The sequence below is a fragment of the Bowmanella denitrificans genome, assembly GCF_039522935.1.
In the GTDB taxonomy this organism is placed as follows: Bacteria; Pseudomonadota; Gammaproteobacteria; order Enterobacterales; family Alteromonadaceae; genus Bowmanella; species Bowmanella denitrificans.
Genome location: NZ_BAAAEI010000020.1, coordinates 95,027 through 114,026, shown reverse-complemented (window position 1 = coordinate 114,026; position 19,000 = coordinate 95,027). Strand labels below are relative to the sequence as shown.

Here is a 19,000-nt window from a genome sequence, read left to right as displayed (position 1 = left end):
ATGAAAAACCTATTCAAATCTGCCCTGCTTGCCGCTGCGATGGCTGTAAGCGTTGCACCTGCACAAGCTGCAACCAGCTTAGATCAGTTGCTGGAACAAGTTAAGAAAAATCGCGTTTCTGAAGCACGTATTAATGCCCAGCGTGAAGCCGAGTTCAATTCAGCTCGTGCCGATAAGCAGGCGTTGTTGAAAAAAGCCCAGGCTGACCTGAAAGCTGAGCAAGACCGCGGTGATCGTCTGGCTAAACAATACGCTAACAACGAAGTTCGTCTGGCCGAAAAAGAGCAGGAGCTGAAAAATGCTACCGGCACTTTGGGTGAAATGTTTGGTGTGGTTCGTCAGGCATCCGGTGAAGCGTATGGCGTAATCTCCAGCTCTATTGTCAGCGCCCAGTATCCAGGCCGTTCCGCCTTCCTGGAAGGTATGGCATCTGAAAGTAAAGGCTTGCCAAATATTCAGGAACTGGAAGAGTTGTGGTTTGCGCTGCAAACTGAAATGACTGAGTCTGGTAAAGTAGCGCGTTTCGAAACCAACGTTATCAGCCTGGATGGTGGTTCAAGCCGTCAGGAAGTGGTGCGTGTTGGTACTTTCAACCTGGTAAGCAAAGACGGTTACCTGACGTTTAACGCTGAAAAAGCACAGGTTCAGCCATTGGGACGTCAGCCAGACAGCTATATGGTTGATGACGCGTCCAGCTTTATGGATGCCACTTCTGGTTTCAATCCTTTCTATGTGGATCCAACCCGCGGTACCATTCTGGGCCTGCTGACTGCTAAGGCAACTTTGTCTGAGCGTTATCATGCCGGTGGTGTTGTAGGTTATGTCATTACCGCTATGCTGGCTTTGGGCTTCCTGATTGCCATTTACAAGTTTGTTACTCTGACTGCTATCAGCGCTAAAATGCGTTCACAGTTGAATAACACCAGCAATCCTTCCAGCTCTAACCCTCTGGGTCGTATCCTGAAAGTGTATCAGGAGAACAAAGGTGCCGATGCTGAGAACCTGGAATTGAAACTGGATGAAGCCATTTTGCGTGAACTGCCAAGCATTGAGTCTGGTATCAATATCATCAAGATTTTTGCTGCGGTTGCCCCGCTGCTGGGTCTGTTGGGTACCGTACTGGGTATGATCGCAACCTTCCAGCAAATCACGCTGTTCGGTACCGGTGACCCGCGCATCATGGCTGGTAGTATCTCTATGGCGTTGGTGACAACCGCGCAAGGTATTATTGCCGCATTGCCTTTGATTCTTCTGCACAGCATTGTGTCTGGTCGCAGCAAATCCATTGTACATATCCTGGATGAGCAGGCTGCGGGTATCGTAGCGGCTCATGCCGAGGTGGAGAAAGCTTAATATGCTATACCTGATAGAATTATTGGAATCTGTCAGGGATTTTATCGCTACCGGCGGTGACGTACTTTATGTAGTCGCTGCCGCGCTCTTCCTCATGTGGATATTGATGATTGAGCGCTACTGGTACGTCACCAGCGTTTTCCCTAAGGTGATGAAACAAATCATCACCGACTGGGACGCTAGGAAAGACACCACATCCTGGTATGCGCATAAGATTCGTGATGCATGGATTTCGCAAGCATCTGACAAACTCAGTGAGAGAATGTTGTTGATTAAAACCTTGGTTGCCATGTGCCCACTTATCGGATTGTTGGGCACTGTTACCGGTATGATTACGGTATTTGAAATCATGGCGGTACAGGGGACTGGTAACCCTCGCTTAATGGCCGGTGGTATATCCATGGCCACGATTCCCACCATGGCGGGAATGGTTGCGGCGCTTTCAGGTGTGTTCTTCAGTACGCGTCTGGAAGCTAAGGTTAAGATCTCCAAAGAGAAATTAGTCGACAGCTTGCCTCATCATTAAAGAGAGAATTATATGGCTCGTAAACATCGTGCAGAAGAAGAAGAAGCAACGATCGACATGACCCCCATGTTGGACATCGTGTTCATCATGTTGATCTTCTTTATCGTGACTACCTCCTTTGTGAAAGAGGCGGGTATCGAAGTAAACAAACCTAAGGCCGAACAGGCAACCAAGCAGAAGTCTGCCAACATTTTTATTGCCATCAATGAAAATGGTGAAGTATGGATGGACAAGCGAATGGTTGATGTGGAGCGTGTGGCCGCCAACATCGAACGTTTGCTGGCAGAGCAGCCTACTGATGTGGTTATCGTGCAGGCTGACGTTGAAGCCAAACATGGTGTGGTGGTTGAAGTAATGGATCAGATCAAGGCTGCTGGCATTGATAGGATATCGGTAGCAGCAAAGGATAATTAATATGCTTCGTCTAATAGTATCAATACTAGTAGGTGCGGCCATTACCTTTGCCTTGTTTGTGATAATGGCAAAATTGATTGCCAACTCTTCACGGCCTGCTGACGAAGTACCGGAGATTCCGGTTATCGACGTCGTTATGAGCGAGCCTGAAGACAGCACACAAACTCGTTCCAGGGTGCCGCCGCCGCCACCGCCGCCGCCGCAGCAGCCGCCTAAAATGCAGCCTCAGGAGCCTGAAGCTGCAGATCCTGACACTGACAGCATGTCATTTAATCTGCCTGGTGTAGATGTAGGTGGCGCTGACGTGAGTATCGGTGGTCCGGGTGCCTTAATGCGGGATGGTGAAGCGACGCCTATCGTGCGGATTGAACCTAAGTATCCCATTGAAGCTGCCCGTGACGGGAAAGAAGGTTGGGTTAGATTGTCTTTCACCATTAATGAGGTGGGTGGCGTTGAAGATATCGAGGTACTTGATGCAGAACCTAAGCGTATCTTTGACCGCGAAGCTCGCCGTGCCTTAAGCCGCTGGAAATACAAACCAAAAGTGGTTGATGGTAAGCCTGTGAAGCAGTTTAACCAAAAAGTACAGTTGGACTTTAAGTTGGAGCAATCGTAATGAAAATGACGAAAAATCCAATCAGTAAGCTGATAGTGCTCTCCTCTTTGGTGTTGTGTTCTTACTCGGGGACGGTGCTGGCACAGCAGTCAACACCACCCGTGATGTGTCCTGGTTATAAACAAGGGCCGTCCAATATCCCCAGTGAGCGGGTAGGTAAGAAGATTCAGAAGGCATTCGAGGCATACAATAATGACCAGATAAAAGAAGCGCTGGACATTTTGTATGAAATCGATACCTCCGATGCCTTTGATCGTGCTTTTACCGATAAATTTATTGGTCAGTTGCTGGCGGTTCAGGAAGGACAGGCTAAAAAGTCACTGCAATATTTGCGGAACTCGGTCAAGGATAAGCAGCTTACCGATGCCGATCATGCCTCCATTTTAAGGGTGGTAGCTGACGTGAGCTTGCAGGATCAGCAATTCCAGAACGCTATCGACTACTATAAGAAGTGGATGGAGTTCACCTGTAAGGAAGATCCTGAAGTTTATCTTCGTATGGCAAATGCCTATTACGAGTTAAAGCAATGGGACAACGTTATTGGTCCAGCTGATAAAGCGATCGCTTTATATGATAAGCCCAATAAAAACCCTTACGTAATGAAGCTGTCTGCTTATTTTGAACGTAAAATGTGGCCTCAGACTATTGCTGTAGCCGAGGATTTGGTCAGGGTTTTCCCAGACGATCCTCAATGGTGGTCGCAATTGGGTATGTTTTACGCTCAGGTAGAAGACTACAAGAAAGCGTTGGCTATGCTTGAAGTAGCGTATAACAATGGCTTTTTGAAAAAAGAGTCTGAAATACGCGTCTTGTCGCAGTTGTATGCATCCAATGATATTCCTTACAAAGCTGCCTCTATCATGGAAAAACACATGAAAGAGGGGTTGCTGAAGCGTGACGAGAAGAATCTCGCCAGCCTTGCTAACGCCTGGCATTCGGCTAAGGAAATCAAGAAGGCTGCGAACTACTACGGTCAAGCAGCAGCACTGAGCAACGACCCAGACTATTTGCGTAGGCAAGGGACATTGTTGCTTTCCGCTGAGCAGTACAAGGATGCTGTAGCGACACTGGAAAAAGCATTGGAGGCGAATAAAGACGCCAAAGAAGCTGGCAGATTGCATATGGCAATTATGGAAGCCAATTTCTACCAGGGTAATTTCAAAGAAGCTTATAAGCATGTCAAACTGGCGATGAACGACAGTGCGACAGCGCGTAGCGCCAAAAGTTGGGAGCCCTATATCAAAGAAAAGGCTCGCAATCGCGGAATTAAGATCTAGTTAGCTCGATCTTTTAACAGAAGCCCCTTTACAGGGGCTTTTCTTTTTCTGGCCCACCAAGTTATTTGTCGCATTTATCCACATGCCAGTCTAAATTGGCGTTCTTTAATAAGTTGTGAAATATATTTTTCGATGCCTTGGTCTACATTCAGTAGTGCCGTTTGGCCTATTTCACAACGTACAAGCATTGTTTGCATAGGAACTGAATATGAAACAGATTAACAAAACCGGAATCGCCACCGCCTTGGGTGCTGTAGTTATTGGCTCACTTTCAACTGTCAGCATGGCCTCCGAGAATGGTGCCTTTGCTATGCAGACACTGGACAGTGGCTATATGCAATTTGCCAGCGAAGGAAAGTGTGGCGAAGGTAAATGTGGCGAAGACAAAAAAGCCAAAAAAGAAGGTAAATGTGGCGAAGGCAAGTGTGGTGAAGCCAAAAAGGCCATGAAGGAAGGCAAATGTGGCGAGGGTAAGTGCGGTGAAGACAAAAAAGCCATGAAGGAAGGCAAATGTGGTGAAGGCAAGTGCGGTGAAGGTAAAAAAGCCATGAAGGAAGGCAAATGTGGCGAAGGCAAGTGCGGTGAAGGTAAAAAGGCCATGAAGGAAGGTAAGTGTGGTGAAGGGAAATGCGGCGGTGATAAAAAGGCCAAGAAAGAAGGTAAATGTGGTGAAGGTAAATGCGGGGGGCTGCAATAAGTCTCTCTGAGGAGAGGCCGAGTAGGCCTCTCTCCGCCACTACTGAAAATACAAGGAAAACCATGTTGTTGAATACCCCAGGTGTGGGCTTGGGTTTACGCCGTGAAATGCTCGATGAGGTACTGGCTTGTCCATCTGTGCCGGTGGACTTTTGGGAAGTAGCACCGGAAAACTGGATGACTTTGGGGGGGCGTTACGAGAAGCAGTTAACTGCACTGACTAAGTGTTACCCCTTTAAGACGCATGGGCTTTCGCTGTCTATTGGTAGTCCCGATCCCTTGGATACCACCTTTGTCAAAAATGTCAGAACGTTTCTGGACCAGCATGATATTCAACTGTACAGCGAACATCTAAGCTACTGCTCCGCTGCGGGCCACATGTATGATTTAATGCCAATTCCTTTTACCCCCGAAGCTGTGCGGTATGTGGTGGAACGGATCAAGCGGGTACAGGATATTATTCAGCGACCATTGGTGCTGGAAAATGTCTCTTATTATGCTGCGCCCGGTGCGCAAATGAGCGAATTAGATTTTATTCTCAACGTACTCGAGCAAAGTGACTGCCAACTGCTACTGGATGTTAACAACATCTATGTTAACTCGGTCAATCATGGTTACCAGGCCGAACACTTTGTTAAGGCACTGCCAACTAAGCGTATTGCCTATGGGCATATCGCCGGACATTACAACGAAGCCGAAGACCTGATTGTCGATACTCATGGCGCGGACGTGATTGAGCCGGTGTGGAAGTTGCTTGAGCTGGCCTATCAGGTTCATGGTGTTTTCCCGACTTTGTTGGAACGGGATTTCAACATTCCTCCACTTGCGGAATTATTGCTTGAGGTGGAACGTATCAGGGGGCTGCAACAACAATCCCTGCAACTGCAGGAACGTATCGCCTGATGCAACATCAGAAATTACAAATGCAGTTTGCCAGCCATCTTCGCGATCCTGACAACTGCCTTGCACCGGAGGGGCTCGAAGATCGCCGTATGGCGATATACCGCGACCTGTTTTTCAATAATGTGAAAGGCTTTCTGACCAATGGTTTCCCGGTGCTATACAGTCTTTATGCCGAAAACGACTGGTTGATGTTGTGCCGTAGCTTTTTTAAACAGCATGCCTGCCGTTCTCCCTATTTTGTCGATATCAGTAAGGAGTTTGTGGAGTATCTGGCCAACGAATATCAACCCAAAGAGCAGGATCCGTGCTTTCTGGCAGAACTGGCGCATTATGAGTGGGTTGAGCTGGCCCTTAGTATCGCCAAGTGTTCTGGCGAAATTGGCGATGACCAGGCCGATGATAATCTGCATCTTTCCGCCCTAGCCTGGGTATTGAGTTACCAATATCCCGTGCACCAGATAAGTCGTGACTTCCAACCAACACGGCCATCTGGGCCACATTATCTTGTGGTGTTTAGGAATAGTCAGGACCAGGTGAATTTTATTCAGATTGATCAGGTAAATGCCTTTTTATTGAGTACCTTAGAGACACAGTCTATGCGGGCAGATGAATTGATTAGAACCTTGCAGCAAGCTATGCCGCAGCTTGAAAAAGATCAGGTGGAAAGCGGTTGTCTGCAAGCTTTGCAAGCCTTTATCGCGCAAGGTATTGTAGTTCGAAGCTGAGTCTCAGCGGTTTCATCGATATAGGGCGCTGTTAATCCGGGTCACTTTGGATTAAGATTTGCGGCTTCCGGCTAGAAGAGATAGCACTATGCACCACGATGAAAATTTCAAAGATCCCTTTAACGTTAAGTATCTGTTGGCAGCTGTAGTCACCGCTGTTGCATTGCCACTGTTACATGTGGTTTTGGGCTGGTTTGTTTATTATCTTTAAAGAGCTCAAATAGCGTGACAGAAGCAATTATTAAATCTGCCATCAAAACCGTGCCTGATTATCCTAAACCAGGTGTTCAGTTTCGGGATGTTACTTCCCTGATGCAGGACGGTAAGGCATTTTCCACCTGTATTGATATGTTGGCGTCTCACTATCAGCATCATGGCTTTGATAAAATTGCTGGCACTGAAGCCAGAGGTTTTATCTTTGGAGCGCCTTTGGCCAAGGAATTGGGTTGTGGTTTTATCCCGGTTCGCAAGTCGAATAAGTTACCCAGAGCGGTAATTCGCCAAAGCTATCAACTGGAATACGGCGAGGATGTGCTTGAGTTACATCAGGATGCCATTAGCCAGGGTGAGAAAATTCTTCTAATGGATGACTTGCTGGCAACCGGCGGTACGATGTTGGCAACAGCGCAGTTGGTCAGGCAATTGGGTGGGCTGGTTGATCATGCCGCCTTTGTGGTAAATCTTCCTGACTTAGGTGGCCACAAGCGGTTAACCGAGCAGGGTATTCTATGCCACTGTCTGTGTGAATTTGAAGGGGATTAGGTGAGCTACCAGGTTCTTGCTCGCAAGTGGCGGCCAGCCAACTTTGCTCAGTTGGTTGGTCAGGAACATGTGGTAGCAGCCATATCCAATGCCCTGGATAACGACCGGCTGCATCATGCCTATTTGTTTACTGGCACCCGTGGTGTAGGGAAAACCACCATTGCTCGTATTTTCTCGAAGAGCCTCAATTGCGAACAGGGAATGGGTGCGACACCTTGCGGTCAATGCCCCACCTGTGTGGAAATTGACCAGGGTAATTTTGTTGATTTACTGGAAATTGATGCCGCGTCCAGAACCAAGGTAGAAGACACCCGTGAACTGCTGGATAACGTTCAGTACCGTCCCACCCGGGGGCGTTATAAGGTCTACCTGATAGACGAAGTGCATATGCTGTCTAAGCACAGTTTTAATGCGTTGCTTAAGACCCTGGAAGAGCCGCCGCCTCACGTTAAGTTTTTATTGGCGACCACTGATCCCCAGAAGCTACCTGTTACGATACTGTCCCGCTGCCTGCAATTTAACCTCAAGGCCTTGTCCCGAAGCCAGATTGCCCAGCAGTTAACCCATATCCTGCAACAGGAAAGTATTGCTGCCCAGCCTGAGGCCCTGGCTCAGTTGGCCAGAGCCGCGCAGGGCAGCATGCGGGATGCCTTAAGTCTGACGGATCAGGCGATTGCGCAGGGTAATGGACAGGTTAACGTTAAGACCGTGGTAGAGATGCTTGGTTTGCTGGATAAGAATCAGGTATTGAAATTACTTCACGCCCTGCTGCAGGGCGATGCTAATGAAGTGATGCTGCAGGTTGAACAACTTGCCTGTCAGGCACCGGATTATGCTCAGCTGCTGGCAGAACTATGTAGTCTGCTGCATCAAATGGCACTGACTCAGTTTGTGCCTGACAGTTGCAAGTTAGAGACGGTTACCGCTAAGGCCATTTATCAACTGGCAAAAGTCGTTTCCCCCGAACAGGTTCAACTGCTTTATCAGATTGCACTGCAGGGTAGAAAAGACCTTCCCTATGCTGCTGACGGGCGCAGTGGTCTTGAGATGACCTTGCTAAGAATGTTGGCATTCAGGCCTGCGGCGGAAAAAAAAACTCTGGCGCAACTGTGTGAGCTAGCAGAGCAAACTCCCCAACATGAGTTAACAACGGATAGCTCCGATGATCTCTCTGATGAACTGATACAACTGGAACAGAATCAGGCGCTGATCTGGCAACAGGCTGAAGCATTACGTCCTGAGCCTGTTGAAGTGCAGGGTACAAATCCTAATACTGTCTTGCCAGAGCCAGAGCCAGAGCCAGAGCCAGAGCCAGAGCCAGAGCCAGAGCCAGAGCCAGAGCCAGAGCCAGAGCCAGAGCCAGAGCCAGAGCCTGCCCCCGTCACGGAACAACCCATGCGCAGTTCCACCGAAAGTCTGTTGGCACTTAGGCGCAAGTTACGTCAGGACACCCTGAGTGACACTGTGGTTGTGAAAACAGAGGAAAAGCCCCCATCATTTATGCCGCCGCTTGCGATGGAAGCGGAACAAATACAACAACTCCAGGATACTGAGGTTGTTGTCACCGCAACCAATGAGTCTCTTGTGCCACAACACAGCAAGAGTGCACAAGCCGACGATGACGATTGCCCACCCTGGTTAGATGATGAAGCCTATCTGCAGGCTGACATGGAAGACACTGGCCATTTTGAACCTGATCAGGCCTGGTCGCCAAACGAGGTTGTGCCCTGCCAACAGAATCCGGATTTAACGCCGTCAGTCGAAGATGATGCGTCAGACAGTGCGATAAACCAAGGAATGGGTACTGAGTGTCCGGCCGAGCCTCAACCTGCCGTTGATAGCAGTGCTGAAGAGGGGCAGGAAGATATTCTGGCCGCGATTCAGGAAGAAGATCCAGCAGTACTGCTGGTAGACCGGCAAGTACCGGCCTTTCTTGAAAATGGCGATAAAGTATTGCAGGCCGGTCAGCTGGATAAATGGAGTCGGCTTATCGAGCATATGGGTATCAACGGGTTGATCAAGCAATTAGCTTTGCACGCAAGCTGTCAGGTGCAGGATAATGAAGTCAGGCTGCTATTACACGCCAGTAAAGAACACTTGCTTTCTGATTCAGCGCAGCAGCAACTTGAGCAACACTTAAGTGCCGCTCTGAAAAGGCCTGTAGAACTAAAAATCGAATTGGGGTCACCAGTGAATACGCCTTTTGCCCTGGCCAACGCAATACGCCTGGCCCGTCAGGCTCATGCTCAAAAGGTGATTGAAACCGATCCCGGCGTGGTGATGCTACGCAATGAATTTTCCGCGTCGGTCGTGGCGCAAAGTATCAAACCAAGATAGGACAACGCCCTGCGTTGCCTGATAAGTGAAAGAGGTGACTATGTTTAAAGGTGGAATGGGCAACTTAATGAAGCAGGCCCAGCAAATGCAGGAGCGCATGCAAAAGGCGCAGGACGATCTGGCCCGCATCGAAGTGACCGGCGAGGCGGGGGCAGGCATGGTGAAAGTTACGATGACCTGTAATCACAACGTACGTCGGGTGGATATTGATGAAAGCCTGATGGAAGATGACAAGGACATGATTGAGGATCTGGTTGCCGCGGCAATCAACGATGCGGTGCGCCGTGTACAGGAAACCAGCAAAGAGAAAATGGCCGGTGTGACTGGTGGTATGCCATTGCCGCCAGGGTTTAAAATGCCATTCTGATTGGCCTAATGCATGGGGTGGTGTTCACCGCCCCTTTTATTCCCCCTATATAATCGGCATGTGTTGTTATGAAATTCAGCCCGTTACTCAGTGAACTGATCCGCACCTTAAAGTACCTTCCCGGTGTTGGCCAGAAAACCGCACAACGTATGGCGTTTCAGTTGCTGGAACGCAATCGTGAAGGTGCCAAAGAGTTGGCCGGCGCATTGTACAATGCCATGGAGCATGTTCAGCATTGTCAGCAATGCCGCAATTTTACTGAGTCTGTCTTGTGTGAAATCTGCGCCAGTCCTAAGCGTCAGGAAAAAGGTGTCCTGTGTATTGTTGAAAGCCCGCAAGATGTGATGGCCATAGAGCAAACCGCAGAGTTTCAGGGGCTGTACTTTGTATTAATGGGGCATCTCTCGCCTATTGATGGGATTGGGCCTGCTGATATTGGTTTGGACAGTCTGGGGGAATTACTGGATAAGCACCAGATTCAGGAGGTCATACTGGCCACCAACCCCACGGTGGAAGGGGAAGCAACTGCCCACTATATTGCGCAAATGTGTCGAAGCCGCGAGATTAAAGCCAGCCGCATTGCCCACGGCGTCCCTGTGGGAGGCGAACTGGAGTATCTGGATGGCTCCACCCTGATGCATGCTTTCAGTGGTCGTCGGGAACTCTAACCGTAAGCCTCTGTGTCCGCATGATTTGCAATAATTTTCGGCATTCGTCGTTGAATTCAGACAATCCGTCCCTATCTTCTAGTTCGACTTAATTGAAACCACGGCCCTTCTAAAGGGCCTGCAACGATCACAGAACCAGGAGATGTCCGTTTATGGCAGAAGCAGCCCATAAAGAAACCCATGGCTTTCAAACTGAAGTAAAAAAACTGCTTCAGTTGATGATCCACTCCCTTTATTCCAATAAAGAGATCTTTCTGCGCGAGCTGGTGTCAAACGCAGCTGATGCGGCTGACAAACTGCGCTTTCGTGCCCTGTCAGATGACAAGTTGTATGAAAATGACGGGGAACTTCGGGTTCGCCTGATTGTGGATAAAGAAGCCGGTACCCTGACCATTTCCGATAACGGCATTGGTATGAGCCGTGATGAAGTGATTGAGCATCTGGGCACTATTGCCAAGTCAGGCACCGCTGAGTTTTTCAGTAAGTTGTCTGGAGATCAGGCCAGAGATTCGCAACTGATTGGCCAATTTGGGGTTGGTTTCTATTCCGCCTTTATTGTTGCCGATAAAGTCACGGTACGCACCCGTGCTGCTGGTCAGGATGCATCTCGCGGTGTTGAATGGGAAAGCGCCGGGGAAGGTGACTTTACCGTGGCTGATATTGAAAAGGCCGGTCGTGGTACCGATGTGATTCTGCATCTGAAGGATGACGAGAAAGAATTCCTGGATGACTGGCGCCTGCGCTCCATTATTGGCAAATACTCTGACCATATTAGTGTCGCGGTGCAGATGTATAAAGAGGAAGTGCCCGAACAGGATGGTGCAGACGGTGAGAAAACCCCGGCCGTACCTGGGCATTGGGAAACCATCAATAAGGCGACAGCTTTATGGACTCGCGACAAATCCGAAGTCAGTGATGAGGAATATCAGGAGTTCTATAAGCATATTTCCCACGATTTTGGCGATCCTTTGCTGTGGTCGCACAACAAAGTAGAAGGTAAAACCGAGTATACCAGCCTGCTGTATGTGCCCACTAAAGCGCCATTTGATCTGTGGAACCGTGAGCAGAAGCATGGTCTGAAACTCTATGTACAGCGTGTTTTTATCATGGACGATGCCGAGCAGTTTATGCCGGTCTACCTGCGTTTTGTTAAAGGCGTGCTGGATTCCAACGATCTGCCATTAAATGTGTCCAGGGAAATACTGCAGGACAATAAGATTACCCAGGCGATGCGCCAGGGCTGTACCAAGAAAGTGTTGCAGATGCTGGAGCGCCTGGCATCCAATGATAAGGAAAAATATCAGAGCTTCTGGAATGAATTCGGCAATGTCCTGAAAGAAGGCCCGGCCGAAGATTACAGCAATAAGGAAAAAATAGCTGGCTTGCTACGCTTTACCTCCACCCACGAGGACAATGGAGCCCAGTCAGTGTCTCTGGATGAATATCTTGAGCGCATGAAGGAAGGTCAGGATAAAATTTACTACATCACCGCCGATAGCCACCAGGCTGCCAAGTCCAGCCCGCATTTGGAAATTTTCCGTAAGAAGGGCATTGAAGTTCTGTTGATGTCTGATCGTATCGATGAGTGGTTGATGTCGCATCTGAGCGAATACAAAGACAAGTCTTTCCAGTCCATCACCAAAGGCCAGTTGGATCTGGGTGAACTGGAAGATGAAGACAGCAAGAAAGCCCAGGAAGAAGCCGAGAAGCAGGTTGAAGGCCTGACCGAGCGGGTTAAGAACGTACTGGGTGAGCGGGTTAAAGAAGTAAAACTCAGTCACCGACTGACCGACTCGCCTGCTTGTGTGGTGGCCGATGAATTCGGTATGAGCACACAAATGCTGAAGTTAATGCAGGCGGCTGGTCAGACCGTGCCGGAAATGACGTATCATTTTGAACTGAACCCCGAACATGGTCTGGTGAAAACCCTGGCAGACATGCAGGATGAAGTGAAGTTTGCGCAGTTGACCGAGGTCTTGTTTGACCAGGCTGCACTGACTGAACAGGGCAGCCTTAAGGATCCGGCTGCTTATGTGAATCGCCTTAACAAGCTGTTAATGGAACTGGTTAAGTAAGTTTTCAGCTAATCCAACAACAACGGGCCGGCAGGCCCGTTGTTGTTTGTTCAAAACCGCTAACACTATGGTCTGACAACGGCTAATTTCGGCGGTTTTCGGCTTGTATCGCCAGGGCTTAATGTGTAAAGTTCGTGGCTCATTCATCCAATTGTCACAGACCAGATAGAGGACCAGGTATGCGCATTATTTTGCTTGGCGCTCCCGGAGCAGGGAAGGGCACCCAAGCCCAGTTTTTGATGGGTAAATTCGGGATCCCGCAAATCTCCACCGGCGATATGCTAAGAGCCGCCATCAGTGCAGGTACTGAACTGGGATTGGCCGCCAAGAAAGTCATGGACGAAGGCAAACTGGTGTCCGATGAGATCATTATCGGTCTGGTCAAAGAGCGTATTGCTCAGCCAGATTGTCAGAACGGCTTTTTGCTGGACGGATTCCCCCGTACTATTCCTCAGGCAGATGCCATGAAGGAAAACGGGGTGGTGGTGGACCATGTTATCGAATTTGACGTGGCCGACGACATTATTGTTGAGCGTATGAGCGGACGCCGTGTACACCCCGCTTCTGGTCGTGTTTATCACGTGACCTATAATCCGCCCAAGGTAGAAGGTAAGGACGATGTCAGCGGTGAAGACCTGGTTATTCGGGCTGACGATCAGGAAGAGACTGTACGTAAGCGCCTCGGGGTTTACCATGAGCAGACTAAGCCTCTGGTAGATTACTATCGTAATGAAGCCCAGTCTGGTAACTGCGCGTATCACAAAGTTGACGGCACCAAAGCTGTGGATGCCGTAAGTCGCGAACTGGCAGAGCTATTAGCCTGAACGCGTTAAGATTTTAAAAAAGGAGCGTAAGCTCCTTTTTTTCTGTCTGTTTAGAACCCGTTAAGCCGTTGAGTAGTTGATTATGCAAGGTGTTTATATCAGTGGTAACCCACAAGGACCTGCGGTGGTGCTATTGCATAGCTCCATGAGCAGTGCCAGGCAATGGCGTGAGCTGGCAGGCCAGCTCGAACAAGACTTCTATATACTGAATATTGATTTATTGGGCTATGGGCAGGCTCCAAAAGTCAGTCAAACCGGGGCGTTTAGTCTTGCCACTGAAAGCGAACGCATCCGGCAGCACTTGCATGAACTTGGTATAACACGCTTTCACTTAGTCGGACATTCTTTTGGCGGTGCCATTGCGCTTAAACTGGCCTACGAACTGAAACAGATGGTCATGTCTCTGGCAGTGTTTGAGCCAGTCGCCTTTCATTTGCTGGATAAGCAACATCCTGGCTTTTTAGAAGTGCAGGCGCTGGGTAACGAAGTGAGCCAACTCAGTGCCGAGCGGGCTGCCGCCCGCTTTGTCAATTACTGGAACGGCAGTGGCTATTTTAGTGCGATGCCACAGCAGGTCCAGCAAGGCTTTAGCATGCAGGTGGAGAAAGTGCGGCTGGATTTTGTTGGCCTGATGGGTGAGCCGTATGGATTAAATGACTATGCGAAAATTTGCTGCCCCGTACTGCTGTTAAGCGGACGCGATACCCGTGATTCAGCCAAAGCCGTGGCGCAAAGCTTACGCGGCGCATTGCCCCATCTGACCTATCAGCAAGTCAGCGGTGGGCATATGGCCCCAATCAGTCATAGTGCAGAAGTGAATATACATTTACATGCATTTTTAGCTAGTCAGTTGCAATAGGTGTGGCGCATCGCTGATGGATCATTCTTTCAATGTCAGCAAAACGTCCATCCCTGCACAAAAAAGCGGCCACGCGGGCCGCTTATATCCAGGGAGAATGAAAGTTAGGCTTTGTTTTCCAACAGGCTGTTACCTATTTCAATCTTACGGGGCTTTTTCGCTTCAGGGATAACCCTTTCCAGCTCGATATGCAGCAAGCCGTTTTTCAGGTCAGCGCCCAGCACCTTGACGTGGTCGCCAAGCTGGAACTTGCGTTCAAAGTTACGTTCGGAAATGCCCTTGTGCAGGAAGTTTCGCTCTTCTTCCTTGCCCGGTTTATTACCCGTCACATGCAAGGTGTTTTCTACTACCTGGATTTCCAGTTCTGATTCCTCAAATCCTGCAACGGCCATGGTGATACGGTATTTGTCTTCGCCCAGCAATTCGATATTGTAAGGCGGATAAGATGGCTGTTTTTCGTTGCGGCTGGCTGCATCTATCAGAGATGCCAGGTGATCAAAACCGATGAAAGAACGATAAAGTGGAGACAGATCGATATTACGCATAGTCATATCCTCAATTAAGCAATATGGTTTAATGTTGCCCCGTTAATCGGCGGCGTGATTGTCAACCCGTTTGGCGTCGACAACTTCTATGTAGGGTCGTACAGTTTTCTTTCAATGTTTTATCTTTAAAAATATTAGAAAATTTTGTAACCATAAGATATTAAATGATTTTATTTTTATGAAAGGGAGGGCGAATGGCGATAAGCGCGGAACAAGTGAACGAATTCTGGTTTGGTCAAATAGTGAATGAGTTGGCTGAGCCGGGGCGGGAAAGCATCTGGTATGCCGGAGGCGAAGCCGTGGATAATCAGATTCGTCAGCGTTTTTCTCAGGCGCTGGAGATGGCGGCGCGGGATGAGCTTAACCACTGGCTGGAAATGCCGCGGGGAAGGCTGGCGATGATCCTGCTATTTGACCAGTTCAGTCGCAATATTTATCGCGGTCAGGCGCAGGCCTTTGCTTATGATGACAAGGCGCTATGCCTTTGCCAAGAAGGTATCGCTCTGGGACAGGATGTCGCCTTGAGCCTGGTCGAAAGGCTGTTTTTTTACCATCCACTGGAGCATGCCGAAGATCTGAATTGTCAGCAGGACGTGGTGAATAAATTTACCGCCCTTGCTCAGCAATATCCACGGGGACAGCAGCATAACATCGCCCAAAATGCGCTCAAATATGCCGTGGAGCACAGAGATATTATTGCCCGGTTTGGCCGTTTTCCTCATCGCAATGAGATTTTGGGCAGAAACAGTACTGAACAGGAAAAACATTATCTGTCGTCAGGGGGCAAGCGCTTTGGTCAGTAAGCGGGGCTGCGCTGTTGCAATTATTTACAACCACAAAGATTGAGCTTCAGCCTGACTAAGGGTAAATTGGCGCGCTTTCGTATTGGTTGAAAATGCTGTTTATGGATACCTTTGCCCATATCCGTCCTTATCAGGATAACGAAGTCCAGGTTGTATTGCAGCGCTTGCTGAAGGAGCCAGAGCTGCGTGACGCTCTGGTACGCTTTCGCTTTGCCAATTGTCCTAAATGGCTGCGTCGTCCATTGGCCTGGGGCCTGAGTTTCCACCTTAAGCGGCGAGTGGCTGGCATCCGCACGGTACGCGACTTTCAGCGTCAGTTGGAGCCTTTTATTCAACATATGATTGAAACCAGCACCGCAGGGTTGACGGTTAAGGGACTGGAACAGTTAGATCTCAGCCAGCCCTGTTTGTTTATTTCCAATCACCGCGATATCGCTCTGGACCCGGCTTTTGTGAGCTGGGCCTTACACCTTAAGGGGCAGGATACCGTGCGCATTGCCATTGGCGATAACCTGCTGACTAAATCCTGGGTGTCTGATTTAATGCGCCTGAACAAAAGCTTTATTGTGAAACGTTCAGCCAGCAGCAAAAAAGAAAAGCTGCAGGTCAGTAAAGAGCTTTCTGCCTATATTTATCATTCCCTGGTAGCAGAAAATGCCCATATCTGGATAGCACAGCGGGAAGGGCGTGCCAAGGATGGTGTGGACAAGACCAATCCGGCGATTGTATCCATGCTGATGCTGAATAAACCCAAAGAACAAGATTTTGCTGCTTATCTTGCACAGCTTCGCATTGTGCCTGTGGCCATTGGCTATGAATATGATCCCTGCGATCTGGCCAAAGCCAATGAACTGCATCAGCAGGCCCTCACAGGTCAGTATGAAAAACAGGACCATGAAGATGTAGCCAGCATATCCCGCGGTATTACAGGCTATAAAGGCAAAGTCGTGTTGTGTTTTGGGCAGGTCATCCAAGGTGATGCCTTTGCGTCAGCCAGGCAGGTTGCCGACGAAATCGACAGGCAAATTCATACTCTTTACCCTGATATGATCACCACCCGACTGGCGGCTGAAAAATTGGGTATGCAGCCCTGTGCCATAGATAACGGAGTCAGTCGCAATATGCTGGAACAGGAGCGGAATAGATTTGAACAGCGCCTGAATTCCGTGCCGGATGATGTTCGTCAGCGGGTGCTGGCAATGTACGCCGCGCCTCTTTTGCCAAGAAGTCCATCTTTACCCGAATAGCTAGCGGGCCGGATCGATGGCGCCGCCTATACTGGTATTAACCCTGAACCAGCCTGCGATGCTGTAGCGGTCACGCTTTGCGGCTAACACCTCATGGGGAAAACGCTCGCTGAGAAACACCACCATCTGGCCAAACAACGGGGTGATTTTTAAGAAGGCTTCTTTACTGCGTTTCTCATACATCAGTAATTCGCCACCATCCTCACTGGTCCACCCCGGATTCAGATATAACACTGTACTGAGGATGCGGTTGGTGCGACCTTTAAAGGCATCAAGGTGCTTTTTATAGAAGTTTCCGGGCCCGTAATGCGCAAAGTGGCATTCGTAATCGAACAGCCCCATAAACAACCGTCGATTCAATCCCAGCCGTAATTGCTCCATAGTCGCTAAAAAAGCCTGCTGGGCATTACTTTGACCGTTTAGCCAGCGAATTTCATCGGTGCGTACAAATTGGTTTTGTTGTTGCTGCTGTTCCCGGCCAATGCCAGCCTGCTGAAACTGCTGGCTGTTGTATTCCGTCACCTCCAATAACAAGGCCTCTGCGATGCCCATTGGCAGCAGATCAGGTATCACCATAAAGCCTTTGTCAGCCAGGTTATCGGCGAGGTTGTCCAGGCTATGTGAGCTGAGTTCAGACTGAGGTTGGATTAGGGCGCTCAAGGGGGTCTCGACGCAAACAAAAACTGGCGCTTTTTACTCCGTTTTTGTGTTCTTGTCATCTGTTTTTATGCACAAGAACAAGAAAAGGCAGACCAGGGTCTGCCTTAAGCTACGAGCTACGAGCTACGAGCTACGAGCTACGAGCTACGAGTTGATTATTTGCGAATGCCTTCCACATGCAGCTCAAGTTCTACCGTATCGGCCAGGTCGCCAAGTTTATGCTGAATACCAAATTCACGCATGCTGATGGTAGTGCTACCTTCAAAACCGACGCGGTAGCCGCCCCAGGGATCTTTGCCTTCACCGACTTTCTCGACTTCAATCACCACGGGTTTGGTTACGCCGTGCAGGGTCAGCTCACCGTGAATATTCAGTTCGTTGTCATCGTCTTTTACCACTTTAGTGCTGACAAATTTAGCGGTGGGATACTGACCGACATCCAGAAAGTCGCCACTGCGAATGTGCTTGTCACGCTCTGCATGGTTGGAATCAACGCTGGTGGTGTCAATATTCACTTGGATACTGGAGGCTTCAGGTTTGTCAGCGTCATAGCTGAATTGACCATCAAACTTGTTGAAACGGCCAGTCAGCCAGGAAACACCAATATGCTTGACCTTGAAATTGACAGAGGCGTGAGCGCCTTTCGTGTCAATGGTATAGTCAGCAGCCTGAGCCAGTGGTGCAGCGCCCATCAATGCCAGCAAACTGGCGGCAACTAAGTGTTTCTTCATATCTATAATCTCCTTATTTTCAAGGTTTAAGCATTCGGGTTAAGGTTTTGTCTTTGTCTATTACATGGTGCTTAACAGCAGCAACAGCATGCAGGGTGACAAGCCCGATCAATAGCCAGGCCAGCCACTCATGAATTTCACCGGCAATATCTTCCTGGTTGGTGATCCACTCACCAAAACCGGGGACGGCGAACCAGTTAAATACATCAATTGCACGTCCGTCGGCGGTGGAAATCAGATAGCCACTGGTAAAAATGGCCAGCAGCAGTACATACAGCACGCCATGAGTAAGGTGTGACAACCTTATCTCCCAGCTTTTGCCTATGGCAGCAGGCCTTTTATGGCTGACTCGCCAAAGCAGGCGGAATACTGTCAGCATGGCCAGTAATATGCCAATACTTTTGTGAATATGCGGAGCATCCCGATACCACTGGCTGTAGTAATCCAGGTCCACCATCCAGATACCTAAACCAAACAGGCCTAAAATGGCGATGGCGCTGCCCCAATGCAGCAGCACAGTTGTCCAACCCCAACGGGTTGCCGATTCTTGCATACTCTCTCCTTGCTACGAAGCAGCGAACAGTCCGGCTAGCTTATAGCTAATATATAAAA

21 protein-coding genes are annotated in these 19,000 nt (G+C 49.1%); 17 read left to right on the top strand and 4 right to left on the bottom strand.

Translation table 11 applies throughout. The features are described from left to right. From ABD028_RS15980 to ABD028_RS15910, 15 genes are all read left to right on the top strand, one after another. Positions 1-1,353, top strand: a complete 1,353-nt coding sequence (locus ABD028_RS15980; protein ID WP_102796661.1) for a MotA/TolQ/ExbB proton channel family protein — start codon at positions 1-3, stop codon at positions 1,351-1,353. A 1-nt stretch (position 1,354) separates the two neighbouring features. Then, positions 1,355-1,879, top strand: a complete 525-nt coding sequence (locus ABD028_RS15975) for a MotA/TolQ/ExbB proton channel family protein (RefSeq protein ID WP_102796662.1) — start codon at positions 1,355-1,357, stop codon at positions 1,877-1,879. A 12-nt stretch (positions 1,880-1,891) separates the two neighbouring features. After that, positions 1,892-2,293, top strand: coding sequence for an ExbD/TolR family protein (locus ABD028_RS15970; RefSeq protein WP_102796663.1), 402 nt, complete (start codon positions 1,892-1,894; stop codon positions 2,291-2,293). A 1-nt stretch (position 2,294) separates the two neighbouring features. After that, on the top strand, positions 2,295-2,909 hold the full coding sequence (locus ABD028_RS15965) for an energy transducer TonB (RefSeq protein WP_102796664.1): 615 nt from the start codon (positions 2,295-2,297) through the stop codon (positions 2,907-2,909). After that, a complete protein-coding gene (locus ABD028_RS15960) occupies positions 2,909-4,186 on the top strand; it encodes a tetratricopeptide repeat protein (RefSeq protein ID WP_343846225.1) in 1,278 nt (425 codons plus the stop codon). Before ABD028_RS15965 ends, ABD028_RS15960 begins: the two co-directional genes overlap by 1 nt. A gap of 208 nt (positions 4,187-4,394) precedes the next feature. Next, on the top strand, positions 4,395-4,883 hold the full coding sequence (locus ABD028_RS15955) for an HvfA family oxazolone/thioamide-modified RiPP metallophore (RefSeq protein WP_102796665.1): 489 nt from the start codon (positions 4,395-4,397) through the stop codon (positions 4,881-4,883). 62 nt (positions 4,884-4,945) lie between these two features. Further along, complete coding sequence (locus ABD028_RS15950) at positions 4,946-5,785, top strand: HvfB family MNIO-type RiPP peptide maturase (protein WP_343846224.1); 840 nt, start codon at positions 4,946-4,948, stop codon at positions 5,783-5,785. Further along, on the top strand, positions 5,785-6,510 hold the full coding sequence (locus ABD028_RS15945; RefSeq protein ID WP_343846223.1) for an HvfC family RiPP maturation protein: 726 nt from the start codon (positions 5,785-5,787) through the stop codon (positions 6,508-6,510). The genes ABD028_RS15950 and ABD028_RS15945 overlap by 1 nt, the downstream gene beginning before the upstream one ends. Positions 6,511-6,735: 225 nt before the next feature. Then, on the top strand, positions 6,736-7,272 hold the full coding sequence (gene apt / locus ABD028_RS15940) for an adenine phosphoribosyltransferase (RefSeq protein ID WP_102796668.1): 537 nt from the start codon (positions 6,736-6,738) through the stop codon (positions 7,270-7,272). Further along, positions 7,273-9,609, top strand: coding sequence for a DNA polymerase III subunit gamma/tau (gene dnaX / locus ABD028_RS15935; protein ID WP_343846221.1), 2,337 nt, complete (start codon positions 7,273-7,275; stop codon positions 9,607-9,609). A gap of 40 nt (positions 9,610-9,649) precedes the next feature. Then, positions 9,650-9,976 (top strand): YbaB/EbfC family nucleoid-associated protein, encoded by a 327-nt coding sequence (locus ABD028_RS15930; RefSeq protein ID WP_102796670.1) that lies wholly within the window; start codon positions 9,650-9,652, stop codon positions 9,974-9,976. 68 nt (positions 9,977-10,044) lie between these two features. After that, on the top strand, positions 10,045-10,644 hold the full coding sequence (recR, locus tag ABD028_RS15925) for a recombination mediator RecR (protein ID WP_343846219.1): 600 nt from the start codon (positions 10,045-10,047) through the stop codon (positions 10,642-10,644). A gap of 152 nt (positions 10,645-10,796) precedes the next feature. Beyond that, the gene (gene htpG / locus ABD028_RS15920; protein WP_102796672.1) at positions 10,797-12,719 is read left to right on the top strand and encodes a molecular chaperone HtpG; all 1,923 of its coding nucleotides are present in this window, start codon (positions 10,797-10,799) and stop codon (positions 12,717-12,719) included. 179 nt (positions 12,720-12,898) lie between these two features. Then, positions 12,899-13,543 (top strand): adenylate kinase, encoded by a 645-nt coding sequence (gene adk / locus ABD028_RS15915; protein ID WP_102796673.1) that lies wholly within the window; start codon positions 12,899-12,901, stop codon positions 13,541-13,543. Between the two features lie 82 nt (positions 13,544-13,625). Next, complete coding sequence (locus ABD028_RS15910; RefSeq protein WP_343846217.1) at positions 13,626-14,402, top strand: alpha/beta fold hydrolase; 777 nt, start codon at positions 13,626-13,628, stop codon at positions 14,400-14,402. Positions 14,403-14,506: 104 nt separating this feature from the next. On the opposite strand, the gene ABD028_RS15905 is transcribed toward ABD028_RS15910, so the two are convergent. Then, positions 14,507-14,947: an Hsp20 family protein gene (locus ABD028_RS15905; protein WP_102796675.1), complete on the bottom strand. Its 441-nt coding sequence runs from the start codon at positions 14,945-14,947 to the stop codon at positions 14,507-14,509. 194 nt (positions 14,948-15,141) lie between these two features. Between ABD028_RS15905 and ABD028_RS15900 the strand changes: the two genes are divergently transcribed. Next, positions 15,142-15,750, top strand: a complete 609-nt coding sequence (locus ABD028_RS15900; RefSeq protein ID WP_343846214.1) for a DUF924 family protein — start codon at positions 15,142-15,144, stop codon at positions 15,748-15,750. Between the two features lie 92 nt (positions 15,751-15,842). Beyond that, positions 15,843-16,997, top strand: a complete 1,155-nt coding sequence (locus tag ABD028_RS15895) for a 1-acyl-sn-glycerol-3-phosphate acyltransferase (protein WP_343846213.1) — start codon at positions 15,843-15,845, stop codon at positions 16,995-16,997. Here the strand turns inward: ABD028_RS15895 and ABD028_RS15890 are convergent, their stop codons facing one another. From ABD028_RS15890 to ABD028_RS15880, 3 genes are all read right to left on the bottom strand, one after another. Beyond that, positions 16,998-17,573 carry a 2OG-Fe(II) oxygenase gene (locus ABD028_RS15890; RefSeq protein ID WP_343846340.1) on the bottom strand — a complete coding sequence of 192 codons (576 nt, stop codon included), beginning with the start codon at positions 17,571-17,573 and terminating at the stop codon, positions 16,998-17,000. Positions 17,574-17,812: 239 nt separating this feature from the next. After that, the gene (locus ABD028_RS15885; RefSeq protein WP_102796677.1) at positions 17,813-18,388 is read right to left on the bottom strand and encodes a YceI family protein; all 576 of its coding nucleotides are present in this window, start codon (positions 18,386-18,388) and stop codon (positions 17,813-17,815) included. A 19-nt stretch (positions 18,389-18,407) separates the two neighbouring features. Beyond that, a complete protein-coding gene (locus ABD028_RS15880; protein WP_102796678.1) occupies positions 18,408-18,941 on the bottom strand; it encodes a cytochrome b in 534 nt (177 codons plus the stop codon). Positions 18,942-19,000: the final 59 nt, after the last annotated feature.

What these genes read in the sequence shown, in the direction of transcription:
- ABD028_RS15980 (WP_102796661.1), top strand. Translation starts at nt 1, where the DNA reads ATGAAAAACCTATTCAAATCTGCCCTGCTTGCCGCTGCGATGGCTGTA.
- ABD028_RS15975 (WP_102796662.1), top strand. Translation starts at nt 1,355, where the DNA reads ATGCTATACCTGATAGAATTATTGGAATCTGTCAGGGATTTTATCGCT.
- ABD028_RS15970 (WP_102796663.1), top strand. Translation starts at nt 1,892, where the DNA reads ATGGCTCGTAAACATCGTGCAGAAGAAGAAGAAGCAACGATCGACATG.
- ABD028_RS15965 (WP_102796664.1), top strand. Translation starts at nt 2,295, where the DNA reads ATGCTTCGTCTAATAGTATCAATACTAGTAGGTGCGGCCATTACCTTT.
- ABD028_RS15960 (WP_343846225.1), top strand. Translation starts at nt 2,909, where the DNA reads ATGAAAATGACGAAAAATCCAATCAGTAAGCTGATAGTGCTCTCCTCT.
- ABD028_RS15955 (WP_102796665.1), top strand. Translation starts at nt 4,395, where the DNA reads ATGAAACAGATTAACAAAACCGGAATCGCCACCGCCTTGGGTGCTGTA.
- ABD028_RS15950 (WP_343846224.1), top strand. Translation starts at nt 4,946, where the DNA reads ATGTTGTTGAATACCCCAGGTGTGGGCTTGGGTTTACGCCGTGAAATG.
- ABD028_RS15945 (WP_343846223.1), top strand. Translation starts at nt 5,785, where the DNA reads ATGCAACATCAGAAATTACAAATGCAGTTTGCCAGCCATCTTCGCGAT.
- ABD028_RS15930 (WP_102796670.1), top strand. Translation starts at nt 9,650, where the DNA reads ATGTTTAAAGGTGGAATGGGCAACTTAATGAAGCAGGCCCAGCAAATG.
- recR (WP_343846219.1), top strand. Translation starts at nt 10,045, where the DNA reads ATGAAATTCAGCCCGTTACTCAGTGAACTGATCCGCACCTTAAAGTAC.
- htpG (WP_102796672.1), top strand. Translation starts at nt 10,797, where the DNA reads ATGGCAGAAGCAGCCCATAAAGAAACCCATGGCTTTCAAACTGAAGTA.
- adk (WP_102796673.1), top strand. Translation starts at nt 12,899, where the DNA reads ATGCGCATTATTTTGCTTGGCGCTCCCGGAGCAGGGAAGGGCACCCAA.
- ABD028_RS15910 (WP_343846217.1), top strand. Translation starts at nt 13,626, where the DNA reads ATGCAAGGTGTTTATATCAGTGGTAACCCACAAGGACCTGCGGTGGTG.
- ABD028_RS15905 (WP_102796675.1), bottom strand. Translation starts at nt 14,947, where the DNA reads ATGCGTAATATCGATCTGTCTCCACTTTATCGTTCTTTCATCGGTTTT.
- ABD028_RS15900 (WP_343846214.1), top strand. Translation starts at nt 15,142, where the DNA reads ATGGCGATAAGCGCGGAACAAGTGAACGAATTCTGGTTTGGTCAAATA.
- ABD028_RS15895 (WP_343846213.1), top strand. Translation starts at nt 15,843, where the DNA reads ATGCTGTTTATGGATACCTTTGCCCATATCCGTCCTTATCAGGATAAC.
- ABD028_RS15890 (WP_343846340.1), bottom strand. Translation starts at nt 17,573, where the DNA reads ATGGTGATACCTGATCTGCTGCCAATGGGCATCGCAGAGGCCTTGTTA.
- ABD028_RS15885 (WP_102796677.1), bottom strand. Translation starts at nt 18,388, where the DNA reads ATGAAGAAACACTTAGTTGCCGCCAGTTTGCTGGCATTGATGGGCGCT.
- ABD028_RS15880 (WP_102796678.1), bottom strand. Translation starts at nt 18,941, where the DNA reads ATGCAAGAATCGGCAACCCGTTGGGGTTGGACAACTGTGCTGCTGCAT.